The sequence below is a fragment of the Runella sp. R0.1_18 genome, assembly GCF_057652155.1.
In genome coordinates this window covers 490,255-502,268 of sequence record NZ_JBYFCK010000004.1, presented here as the reverse complement: position 1 = coordinate 502,268, position 12,014 = coordinate 490,255, and the positions used below count along the sequence as shown (strand labels likewise).

Sequence of the window (12,014 nt, the reverse complement as noted above, 5' to 3'; positions counted from 1 at the left end):
AAACAAATATACACCTCCTTGTTTGAGTTCAGTAAACTTTCACGATATTTGTCAATGGTATGCTTGCAGACCACCGACGAAATGACAAAACACAATCAACCCTAAAAACCGAAATGCAGATAGCTCAACAAGTTCTTTTTGCCGTGGCGTTAGGAGTAACGGCATGGCTTATGTCAAAACGGGTAGGAATTATCAAAAAAACGATTCAGCTAGGCAAATCCGACGACCGCACTGACCGCCCCAACGAACGTCTGAGTACCATGATACGCGTAGCGTTTGGCCAAAAGAAAATGTTTGACCGACCCATTGTAGGGATTATGCACTTTGTCATTTATGCGGGATTCTTACTCATCAACCTCGAAGTGCTTGAAATTGTCTTAGATGGGCTTTTGGGTACACACCGTTTATTTGCTCCTGTACTCGGAAGTTTTTACCACGCACTTATCAATTTTTTTGAGTTTTTGGCCGTTGGCGTCCTTGCTGTCTGCGTTATTTTCTTGATTCGTCGCAACATCACCAACGTAGAACGCTTACAACCCACGCGTCACCGCGAGTTAAATGGTTTTCCTTCGCTGGATGCCAACGTTATTTTAGTAACGGAAATTGTCTTGATGTTCGCTATTTTGAGCATGAATGCGGCCGATGCTTTATTGCAAGAACGTGGTGCTGAGCATTATCCACTGGTAGGTGGTTTCTTTTTTAGTACTTTTTTGCAGCCTTTATATTCGGGTTTATCAGACGGTGCCCTCATTGCCATTGAGCGGGGGGCTTGGTGGTTCCATATTTTAGGAATTTTCGCCTTTGCCTTATACGTAACGTACTCAAAGCACCTTCACATCTTTTTGGCTTTTCCCAATACTTATTTTGCCAATCTCACCTCCAAAGGAGAAATGCAAAATATGCCAGAAATCACCAAAGAGGTAAAAATCATGCTCGGTTTAGACCAACCTGACGCTACCGAGGCTCCCGCCGAAATCGGTCGTTTTGGCGCAAAAGACGTTACCGATTTGAGTTGGAAAAACTTAATGGACGCCTATTCTTGTACCGAATGTGGACGCTGCACCTCTTCTTGCCCCGCCAACATTACAGGTAAAGCCCTTTCACCGCGCAAAATCATGATGGATACCCGCGACCGTTTGGAAGATGTAGGTAAAATCATGCTGACCAACGGTGGCGAATTTAAAGACGACGGCAAAAGTCTGCTCGGTGATTATATCTCCGAAGAAGAGATTTTGGCCTGCACAACCTGCAACGCCTGCGTTCAGGAATGCCCCGTTCTTATTAGTCCGTTGGACATTATCCTTCAATTACGCCGTTATAAAATCATGGACGAAGCCCAAGCACCAAGCTCATGGAACGCCATGTTTAACAACCTTGAAACCAATCAGGCTCCTTGGAAGTTTTCACCAAGTGACCGCTTCAACTGGGCTGATAACTTAAAATAACAACCAATGAACGTCCCTATTGTAAATAATACCGAAGAAAACCGCTTTGAATGGTGGATTGATGGACAAGTCGCTTTTGTCGATTATGCCCAAACCGAAGACGAGCAAATTACCTTTTATCATACGGAAGTCCCTCCATCGTTGGAAGGGAAAGGGATAGGGTCAGGTTTGGCTAAACACGTGTTGGATTACGCACAGAAGCACCATTTAAAAGTGCGCGTGCTTTGCCCCTTTATCAAAACCTACATCCAACGCCACCCCGAATATCAGCAGCTTACTTTTCTATAGTCATAAAATTGTCCAACAAAAAAGCGGAACAAGTATTTGATCCGCTTTTTTGTTGGGTAAAACTTCCCTGTTTTATTCGCCGAAATGTTTACGTACTTTCACTAAAGCCGAGCCAATCACTTGGTGCATATCGTAGTAGCGGTATTCTGCCAGGCGCCCTCCGAAAATCACATTGGTTTCAGCTTCCGCCAATTTGCGGTATTCTCTCAACAAACGGTCGTTTTTATCGTCATTGACAGGATAATAAGGCTCCTGCCCTGGCGTCCACTCTTGCGGATATTCGTGCGTAATCACCGTTTTCTCTTGCGTTCCAAACTCAAAGTGCTTGTGTTCGATAATTCGCGTAAACGCTGTTTCGCCGTCGGTATAATTCACCACGGCATTTCCTTGATGGTTAGCCGTATCCAGCGTTTCGTGCTCAAAACGCAAGCTACGGTACTCCAAATACCCTAATTGAAAACCGAAGTATTCATCCAGTTGCCCCGTATAAACTACTTGTTTTGCCAATGCCTCTAGCTCAGCGCGATTCTGAAAAAAATCTACACCCAAACGCACATCCGTTCCTTCAAGCAAGGCTTCGTTCAACTTGTTGTATCCACCAATCGGGATTCCTTGGTAGCGGTCGTTGAAATAGTTATTGTCAAACGTAAAGCGAACGGGCAAACGCTTGATAATAAATGCTGGTAAATCAACGCATTTACGCCCCCATTGCTTTTCGGTATAGCTTTTAATGAGTTTTTCGTAGATGTCTGTTCCTACCAACGAAATGGCCTGTTCTTCCAAGTTTTGAGGGTCTTTGATATTCGCCGCCTCAATTTGCTCCTGAATTTTAGCCTTTGCTTCTTCAGGCGTTTTCACCTTCCACATTTGGTAAAAGGTGTTCATATTAAACGGCAAATTGTACAACTCCCCGTAGTAATTAGCAATGGGCGAATTGGTGTAGCGATTAAACTCTACAAACGAATTCACGTAGTCCCAAATCTCTTTGTCGTTGGTATGGAAAATATGCGCGCCGTAGTAGTGCACATTGATTCCTTCTACATTTTCGCAGTAAGTGTTCCCACCGATGTGGTTTCGGCGGTCGATGACCAAGCATTTTTTCCCACGTTTAGTGGCTTCATGCGCCCAAACGTTTCCAAACAATCCAGCACCAACAATTAGATAATCGTACATTTTGTTTAAAGTTGGCAGTTAATTCGATGGCCGATGGTCAACAGTCGATGGTCGATGGTCAGCAGCCAACAGAGAATTACTGTAAGCTATCAACCGTGGACTATGGACTATCAACTATGGACTACCAGCAATCAACTGAAGTTAAAGTCTCCAATAAGTTATTTTCTCGTCCGTATTTCGATACATTCCTTTCAAATCCATCAGAATGGGAGCTTCTTTCATGATTTGTTTAAAGTAATCAATATCTAGTGTTTTGTATTCGTTATGCCCCACCGACACAATCACTGCATCATAATCGTTTGAAGGCTTGTCCATCAGCGTAAGGCCATATTCGTGCGCTACTTCATTGGGAGAAGCATACGGGTCAACGATGTGAACATTGACCGAAAAGCTCATCAATTCTTTGATTAAGTCCGCTATTTTTGAATTACGGATGTCTGACACATTTTCTTTGAAGGTAATTCCCATTACCAGCACCTTGGCGTTTTGGGGGCTCTTACTTTTCTGAATCAGCATTTGTATCAAACGCTTGGCGATAAAAGCAGGCATTCCATCATTGATACGGCGCCCGCTATGAATGACTTGCGGGTCGTAACCTAATTTTTTGGCCTTATAAAGCAGGTAATATGGGTCAACGCCAATGCAATGTCCTCCTACCAAGCCTGGGTAAAATTTGATAAAATTCCATTTTGTCCCCGCCGCCTCTATCACATCTTTGGTATCTATCCCCATACGGTCAAAGATAATCGCTAACTCGTTCATCAGCGAAATGTTCAAATCTCGTTGGGTATTTTCAATAACTTTGGCCGCTTCAGCCACTTTGATGGTTGGTGCTTTATAAATTCCTGCTGAGATAATTTGGCCATACACCTGCGCAATTTCCTCCAGCGCCTCTGCATCACTACCTGACACAATTTTTAGAATTTTGTCAATAGTACGGTCTTTATCTCCAGGGTTAATTCGCTCGGGAGAATACCCTATCTTAAAATCCTTTCCGAGCTTCAAACCTGATTCCTTCTCCAGAATAGGCAAACAATCTTCTTCGGTACAGCCAGGATAAACCGTTGATTCGTATATCACATAATCACCTGTTTTAAGCACTTTACCAATCGTGTGCGATGCCCCTATCAATGGTTTTAAGTCGGGCACTTTGTAATCATCGACGGGTGTTGGAACAGCGACCACAAAAAATTGGGCTTGTCGCAAATCCTCCAGATTTGAGGTAAAAACAATATCCTTTCCATCAAACGCTGATGTCTCTAGTTCTTGTGAGGGGTCAATGCCACGCTGCATCAATTCAACACGGCTATGGTTAATGTCAAAACCAATGACCCGAAAATACTTTGCAAATTCGAGAGCTATGGGCAAACCCACATACCCTAATCCAATGACAGCTATCTGATTTTCTTTCTGGAGGAGTTGTTGATACATTTTGTTCTCTAATCAATCCACAAATATAGCATACTACGCCACTGAGTACCAAATGAAACGGCCCTGACATTTTGGGTCAGGGCCGTTTCAAATTATGGTATTTTGAGTGCCTATGGCATCAATTTCAATTCTACGCGACGGTTTTTCTTCAATCCATCTACTGTACCGTTGTCAGCAATTGGCTTGAATGCACCATAAGCGTCCACCACAATGCGGTTTGGATCTTTCAAACCTGCTTGCGACAAGTACTGCTTCACGGCATTTACGCGGCGTTCAGACAAGGCTACGTTGTAGCGGTCAGAAGCACGACGGTCTGCGTGACCAGCCATTTGGAGGCGGCATTGCGTTTTATTCATCAACTCTACTACTTTGTTCAATAAGTCGTAGAACTCAGGTTTGATGATGGCTTTGTCAGTATCAAACAATACGTTGGCAAAGATTTCTGAACAAGCCATACCTGGCAAGGCATCTTTCACGTATTTGTCGAAATCAATTTTCTGACCAGCACCCGTTACGATACTTCCAGCAGGTGTATTTGGTTCTTTATCGAAGTAATCAGATACACCGTCGTTGTCGGTATCTATCAACAAACGAGGGTCGATTTCTTTTGGCTTGTTGGCTTTAGCAATCGAATCGATTTCGGCCAATGAAAGAATTTTTGGTGGTTTAACCAACAACTTAGGATCGGTATAACGCAAATGATAGAAGCCTTTTCCTGCATCCAGGGCATTGAAATCATACGCCCATTTACCATTTTTCTTTTCTACACGAAGTGGGTTTTTACCCAATTTGTAGGTCAAACTAATGGCGAAGAAACCATACTTGTCAAGCGCCGAGTTTCCTTTAGGAGTTCCTAAGAAACTGGTTGCGGTTCCTCCTTGGTACAAACGACCGCCTTCTCCACCGTCATAGATGGCTGATGGATCACCACCTACTGTGGCATCTAGTTTTTCGGTATTTACGTTGTTCAAACGGAAATCAAAACCTAGGTCAAGGTTTTTCGTAAGCTCATACGACGTAGTGAACCCTACAGGAATCACCCATTCCTGCGTATAGGCAGAAGCTTTTTTGTTCAACGCTGTAATGTCGTTACGTAATGTAGGTGAATCATCCGAACGGCGCTGCAAACGGCCAGAGCCTAATTGATACGCTGTTGAACGGAACCATATTTGACCCACACCACCATAAACATCCATTTTCCAACGCTTCATCTTGGTTGGGCCAAAGAGCAACCCTTTCAAGTTAACAGTCGCAGCTACATCCGCTTGGAAATAGTTGGCGTTGAAGTACGATTGGTAAATACGGCGCTTCATTCCCTTGAGGTTACCTCCGCCCACATCGAGGCGTGCTCCAAAAAGGTAGGTAAGTTGTTTGCCAAGTGTTAGACCCACGTGCATGGTTCCACGTTCCGACTGGCTATCGAAATTGTTCGTCCCAACGGGCCAAAAGTCATACTCACGCAAGTCACCATAGAACTGACTTGGACCCGCATATACTCCTAATGACCAAGTGTTCATTTTGTAGGGACCTTCATAAGGAGCTTTCGGATTATACTGTGCTTGGGCCTCAAGCAAGCATGTTCCCAACACTAAGAACGTGACAAGCAGAAATACTTTTTTCATAATAAACCTTTTTGTAATGTTGAATAAGGGGGATACGTTTATCTTTATCTTAATGACTTCTACTACGGCAAAAATAGTCTTTCCGAACCAAATTCGACAACAAAAGTAGAGATTCAATTTTTATTTCAAAAATGTTTTGGCTTTCTAAAGAAAATTCTTTTTGCCCAATTTTCAAAGCCGCTGGTTTATTTTCTTTAAAATTTCGTTCTTCCACTGGGCAAAGGTACCTGCCAAAATTTGCTCACGAGCCTGACCCACAAGCCACAAGTAGAAAGTTAGGTTGTGAACACTGGCAATTTGCGAACCTAAGATTTCTTCTGATTTAATCAGGTGGCGCAGGTAACTCTTTGAATAAAAAGAACTCACATAACCTCCCAATGTTTCGTCAATTGGACTAAAATCATCCTTCCATTTCTCATTTCGGATATTAACCACTCCCTGCGTGGTGTACAAAATACCGTGACGAGCGTTGCGCGTTGGAAGCACACAGTCGAACATGTCAATACCAAGGGCTATACACTCTAAGATATTTTCGGGTGTTCCTACACCCATCAAATACCGAGGTTTGTCTTTGGGTAAAATATCACACACCAACTCCGTCATTTCGTACATATCTTCGGCGGGTTCTCCTACCGATAACCCACCAATGGCATTTCCTTCTCGCCCCATGCTCGCAATAAATTCGGCCGATTGGCGTCGCAAGTCTTTGTAAGTACTTCCTTGGACAATCGGGAACAACGTCTGGCTATACCCATACATCGACTCCGTGGCATCAAATCGCTCGCAGCAGCGTTGCAGCCAGCGATGCGTCATTTCCATAGACTTCCTTGCGTAGGAGAAGTCACAGGGGTAAGGGGTACATTCGTCAAACGCCATGATGATATCGGCTCCGATTCGCCGCTGAATATCCATGACGCTTTCGGGCGTAAAAAAGTGCAAAGACCCGTCGATGTGCGACTTAAATTTCACTCCTTCTTCGGTAATCTTACGCCCCGTCCCTGCCAACGAATACACTTGGTACCCTCCACTATCGGTCAAAATAGGAAAACCCCAACCGTTAAATTTATGCAGTCCTCCTGCTTTTTCGAGTATATCCAGTCCTGGACGCAAATACAAGTGGTAGGTATTTCCCAAAATTATTTGCGCCTTAATGTCTTCTTTTAATTCACGTTGGTGTACCGCCTTCACAGTTCCCGCCGTACCTACTGGCATAAAAATAGGCGTCTGAATCGCCCCGTGGTCAGTATGAACAACCCCTGCGCGGGCTTTTGAATGCGGGTCGTTGGTCACTAAGTCAAATTTCATCCGTGTTAGTTTGATTAATTTTTTGCGCACTTGATGCACTTTTTCTGCAAAAATAAAGGTCAATATTGGTTTATCTAGTTCCGCAACTTTCTGTATGCCAAAATACCCCGTTATATTTGCGCACTTATTGAGAATGCATGGATATACTTTATTTCCCTGATTGGTCTTCACATCCCGTTGTTAATCTATCGTTAGGCATATTCGGCGCCGTGGTCGTCGTTCAGCTTTATTACGTTTTGGGCGTTTTTACAAGGCTGCTCTTTAAGCGCTCTACCGAACCCCCTGCCCAGTATCCTGCGGTATCTGTCGTAGTGTGTGCACACAATGAACTTGATAACTTGCGCGCATTGCTCCCAATGCTTAATGAGCAAGACTATCCCAACTATGAAGTGATTGTCATGGATGATCGCTCCTGGGATGGCACGGTTGATTTTGCCGAAACAGAAGCCCAAGCGTGGAAACATGTTCGTTTTTTGCACATCGAGCAGGAATACGACCACGTCACTCCTAAAAAATACGCCATCACCACGGCCATACGCAGTGCCAAACATGACATTATTTTACTGACTGATGCCGACTGTCGCCCTACCACCGACCAGTGGATCAAAGGGATGGTTGCGTGTTTGACTTCAGACAAACAAATCGTTGTAGGTTTTTCACCTTACGAAAAGCAGCCAGGGTTTCTCAACCGACTTATTCGCTTTGAGACATTTTACGTGGCGGTTCAGTATTTATCTTTGGCCTTAGCGGGAAAACCCTACATGGGTGTTGGGCGAAATTTGATGTACCGTAAGTCACTATTTCTTCAAAACAAAGGCTTTTATAGCCACTTGCGGGTAACGGGAGGAGACGATGACCTTTTGATGAACGAAATAGCAACTGCCCAAAACACCGCTGTTTGCCTTGACCCCGATGCCTTTATGGTGTCTATTCCCAAAAGTACTTGGGCGGCGTGGTACTGGCAAAAGAAACGCCACCTCTCCGTAAGTAAGTACTACAAATTTCCCAATAAAGTTCGGCTATCAGTTTTATCGGGAACACATGTGCTCAGTTGGGTGTTCTTTATTGGTTTAGGAATCTGGGGAGGCGTATCGTTTCCACCTTTGCAATTAGGCTATATTATTATCATTGCCGCTATTTTTGGAATACGCTTATTATCCCAATGGATTGTTTTAGGAATTGCTTCGCGTAAGCTGTACAAATCTGTAGGCTGGTTTGCGATTCCATTCATGGATTTTGTTTTGTTTATTTATTACACCGTTATGTCGGTGGTGATGTGGACCAATCGACGCAAAAAAGTACGCTGGCGGTAAGCCATTTGATCATGGAAATCATCGAAAAATATTTTCCCCATCTCACTCCTTCTCAACACGATCGTTTTGCTCGTTTGAAGGAATTATACGCTCTTTGGAACGCCCAGATCAACGTTATCTCACGGCAAGACGTTGAAAATCTTTATGAGCGCCATGTTTTGCATTCGCTGGCGATTGCCAAAGTGGTACAATTTGCCGAATTTGCTAGCATCCTGGACGTAGGTACAGGAGGTGGCTTCCCTGGCATACCGCTGGCCATCATGTTTCCAGAAGCCGAATTTCATTTGGTTGATAGTATTGGTAAAAAGATAAAAGTGGTAGAAGCCGTAGCGGAAGCCCTTAACCTAACCAATGTACGTGCCCAACACTGCCGCGCCGAACAGGCCGATAGCGACTATGATTTTGTTGTTACACGCGCTGTAGCCCGAATTACACCTTTACACGGCTGGGTCAAAAATAAAATTAGTCGCAACCACGTTCATTCTATCTCCAACGGCGTATTAGCTTTAAAAGGGGGCGATTTAGACGAAGAAATGAGCGAGCTCAAGCGTAAATACAAAATCTACAACTTACAAGACTTTTTTGAGGAAGATTTTTTTGAAACAAAAAAGATTGTGTACGTTCCAAACTAAACTTGTTTAACATCATCAATTTCGCATAAATCATGAACGAAATATTCAAATCAAGTAGCATCAAAGACCCAGTTCGTCCCAATGAAGTACACCTTACCGACAAAGGGGTAAGCTTCAAATTGAAGAAGCTCATTGGGGGTACCGAGCAGTTTGTATTTTACAGCGACATCTCAGGCGTAGAGATTGACAGCGGCATGTTTTTTGCTACTATTCGCGTTATTCCTCGTGCAAGGCCCGAAATTGTGATTGAAAACTTCACCAAAGGGGATGCACAACGCATCAAAGAATTGATTTTAGAGCGAGTATAATTGACTGATTTTAAGAGCAAAAGGCTGTTTAATCAAAAAAACAGCAAAAAAATATCAAAAAACTCTTGCGTGTAATCGTAGAAGCTACTACTTTTGCACCACCAAAATCGGAAACGATAACGGTCAAACTCTCGAATAGCTCAGTCGGTTAGAGCATCTGACTGTTAATCAGAGGGTCGCTGGTTCGAGCCCAGCTTCGAGAGCCTCAAACACAAGGAAAGCCTGATAATTCACTGATTATCAGGCTTTTTCATTTTCCTTGGCTACATATTGTGTATTTGAGTGTAGCCATATTTAACAAAGTTAGTGTGTGTGCTTCTATATGTCTCTACTTGTTACAGCCTCTTAAGCACTGCTTACTATGTCATTTATCGAATTAGGAATTGAAAAAGGTCTGATTAGCTTCGATTCAGAAAAAAAGTATATCACTTACACCTTCCAGAATAAAAAACGCAACTGGTCAAACCCCGAAGAACAAGTTCAGGCCGAAACGTTTTGCAAACTCGTTTTAGAATATGGCTATCCAGTCAATCAGATAAAGCAATACGAACCCGTGAAAATGGGTAGTTCGGAAAAAGAAGCCGACTTAATCGTTTACAGTGACGATACATTTACAAAACCTCATATTGTAGTGAAATGTAAAAAAGCAGACGTTTCAGAACTCGAATTTAAAGAAGCTGTAAAACAAGCCTTTAGCTATGCTCACGCACTGGCAGGGACAACAAAGTTTATTTGTGTAACAAAGAGGAATTTTACCGATTCAATAAAGAAAAGGATTCAAAAGAACCAATAGCAAACATTCCGTACTACGGTATGAAGACGCGCAAAAATACCGCTTTGCCAAAGGAGGTTTTTATAAAGACCGTGTGCAAGGTAAAGATATAACGGTAAAGGCTGCCGAACTTAAACCCATTACTGAAGCCGAATTAACTCGACTTTTTAAACAAGCCCATGACGCCTTTTGGGCAGGGGGAGAGCTTAACCCCTTCACAGGCTTTTGATGAACTGGACAAAGTGGTTTTCTGTAAAATATGGGATGAACGCTACACCCGTAAAGGCGAACCGTATCATTTCCAAGTATTAGACGAACACCCCGAAAATCTCAAAGCGCGTATCCTGGCACTGTACGACAAAGGCAAGGAAAAAGACAAAGAAGTTTTCAATAAACCCCTTGATTTGACCGCCGAACGGATAAAAACCGTAGTAGAATATTTTCAGGGTATTAGCCTCTCTGATACCGACCTTGATAGCAAAGGTAAAGCCTTTGAAACGTTTTTGGGAACGTATTTCAGGGGTGATTTTGGGCAATATTTTACCCCTCGCAATGTAGTCCAGTTTGCCGTAGATGTTTTGCCCATGACCAACGAAAGCAAAGTGTTAGATACTTCCTGCGGTTCGGGGGGCTTTTTACTGTATTGTTTGGATAAGGTGCGCAAGCAAGCCGACCAACTTTTTGATTTGACCAATCCCAAAGAAGCCGTCGAACACTATAACCACTGGCATAGTTTTGCCGAAAAAAATCTGTTTGGGATTGAAATAAACGACCAGATTAGCAGGGTAGCCAAAATGAACATGATTATCCATGACGACGGCCACACCAACGTAATTTGTTTTGACGGTCTTTTTTCGATTGACTACACAGCTAAAACCACAGGAAACAAAGGATTTGCCGCTGATAGCTTTGATTGTATTGTGACCAATCCCCCGTTTGGGTCTATTGCCAAACAATCCGAAAAATCATACATGAAGTTTGATAAGGCCACAGCCCCTTATTATGACTTTGGCCTAAAAGAAATCAATTGGATAGACAAACAACTCAAGCCCAATCACCCACTTACAGGCCGCGAAAATCAAAGTACAGAAATCCTTTTTATTGAGCAATGCTACAAGTTCTTGAAAGAAGGTGGCTATTTGGCCGTAGTGATTCCCGACGGGATTTTGACCAATAGCTCTTTGGCGTACGTGCGCGAAAGCATTGAAGAAAAGTTTCGGATTGTAGCCGTTGTGAGCCTACCCCAAACGGCCTTTACGCATACAGGGGCAGGGGTAAAAAGTTCGGTTCTGTTTCTGAAAAAACATACCTACGCCACTACGCAACAAATCAAAAAAGCCAAACTGAAACTTCAGGGCCAATTGGCCACAGAAAGGCGTTTGGTAGCCCAAATTGACCAATGGGACAAGAAAAAAAAGGCTATCCAAAAACAATTAAAAGCCAAAGAAAAAGCACATTTTGAGGAAGCCGAAGGAGTAACAGAAAGCCAAATTGAAGAACTCAACGAGCGTATCAGTAACTTTAAAGAAGAAATCGAAGAGCACTACCAAACCCGAAAACAAAACGAACTACCCGACTACCCGATTTTTATGGGCATAGCCGAAGCCATTGGCTACGACGCTACGGGCAAAACCATACCTCAAAACGATTTGGCCGATATGACCGATGAACTTAAACGGTTTATCGAAGCCATTGAAAAAAGTACAGACTCTTTTTTCGTCTAAG

Annotated in this window: 11 protein-coding genes and 1 tRNA gene; 8 read left to right on the top strand and 4 right to left on the bottom strand. The window is 43.2% G+C overall.

Annotated elements, in window-relative coordinates; genetic code table 11:
* Window positions 1–113 precede the first annotated feature (113 nt).
* Window positions 114–1,445 carry a 4Fe-4S dicluster domain-containing protein gene (locus tag AC23P2_RS09980; RefSeq protein ID WP_487773131.1) on the top strand — a complete coding sequence of 444 codons (1,332 nt, stop codon included), beginning with the start codon at window positions 114–116 and terminating at the stop codon, window positions 1,443–1,445.
* Window positions 1,446–1,451: 6 nt separating this feature from the next.
* A complete protein-coding gene (locus AC23P2_RS09975) occupies window positions 1,452–1,733 on the top strand; it encodes a GNAT family N-acetyltransferase (RefSeq protein WP_183975150.1) in 282 nt (93 codons plus the stop codon).
* A gap of 72 nt (window positions 1,734–1,805) precedes the next feature.
* On the opposite strand, the gene glf is transcribed toward AC23P2_RS09975, so the two are convergent.
* From glf to tgt, 4 genes are all read right to left on the bottom strand, one after another.
* Complete coding sequence (gene glf / locus AC23P2_RS09970; RefSeq protein WP_487773048.1) at window positions 1,806–2,906, bottom strand: UDP-galactopyranose mutase; 1,101 nt, start codon at window positions 2,904–2,906, stop codon at window positions 1,806–1,808.
* Window positions 2,907–3,047: 141 nt separating this feature from the next.
* Entirely contained in the window at window positions 3,048–4,337 is a 1,290-nt protein-coding gene (locus tag AC23P2_RS09965; RefSeq protein ID WP_487773047.1) for a nucleotide sugar dehydrogenase, read from the bottom strand.
* A 110-nt stretch (window positions 4,338–4,447) separates the two neighbouring features.
* Entirely contained in the window at window positions 4,448–5,959 is a 1,512-nt protein-coding gene (locus AC23P2_RS09960; RefSeq protein WP_487773046.1) for an OmpA family protein, read from the bottom strand.
* A gap of 171 nt (window positions 5,960–6,130) precedes the next feature.
* The gene (gene tgt / locus AC23P2_RS09955) at window positions 6,131–7,264 is read right to left on the bottom strand and encodes a tRNA guanosine(34) transglycosylase Tgt (protein WP_487773045.1); all 1,134 of its coding nucleotides are present in this window, start codon (window positions 7,262–7,264) and stop codon (window positions 6,131–6,133) included.
* 137 nt (window positions 7,265–7,401) lie between these two features.
* Here tgt and AC23P2_RS09950 point away from each other — a divergent pair, with 137 nt between their 5' ends.
* The 6 genes from AC23P2_RS09950 (at window position 7,402) to AC23P2_RS09925 (ending at window position 12,013) form a co-directional block, all read left to right on the top strand.
* Window positions 7,402–8,577 carry a glycosyltransferase gene (locus AC23P2_RS09950; protein ID WP_487773044.1) on the top strand — a complete coding sequence of 392 codons (1,176 nt, stop codon included), beginning with the start codon at window positions 7,402–7,404 and terminating at the stop codon, window positions 8,575–8,577.
* An 11-nt stretch (window positions 8,578–8,588) separates the two neighbouring features.
* Window positions 8,589–9,209, top strand: coding sequence for a 16S rRNA (guanine(527)-N(7))-methyltransferase RsmG (rsmG, locus tag AC23P2_RS09945; protein WP_472493283.1), 621 nt, complete (start codon window positions 8,589–8,591; stop codon window positions 9,207–9,209).
* Between the two features lie 32 nt (window positions 9,210–9,241).
* Complete coding sequence (locus tag AC23P2_RS09940; RefSeq protein ID WP_028522138.1) at window positions 9,242–9,517, top strand: PH domain-containing protein; 276 nt, start codon at window positions 9,242–9,244, stop codon at window positions 9,515–9,517.
* A 129-nt stretch (window positions 9,518–9,646) separates the two neighbouring features.
* Window positions 9,647–9,720 (top strand) — tRNA-Asn (locus tag AC23P2_RS09935).
* A gap of 158 nt (window positions 9,721–9,878) precedes the next feature.
* Window positions 9,879–10,310, top strand: a complete 432-nt coding sequence (locus AC23P2_RS09930; protein WP_487773043.1) for a type I restriction enzyme HsdR N-terminal domain-containing protein — start codon at window positions 9,879–9,881, stop codon at window positions 10,308–10,310.
* Between the two features lie 158 nt (window positions 10,311–10,468).
* A complete protein-coding gene (locus tag AC23P2_RS09925; protein ID WP_487773042.1) occupies window positions 10,469–12,013 on the top strand; it encodes an HsdM family class I SAM-dependent methyltransferase in 1,545 nt (514 codons plus the stop codon).
* Window position 12,014: the final 1 nt, after the last annotated feature.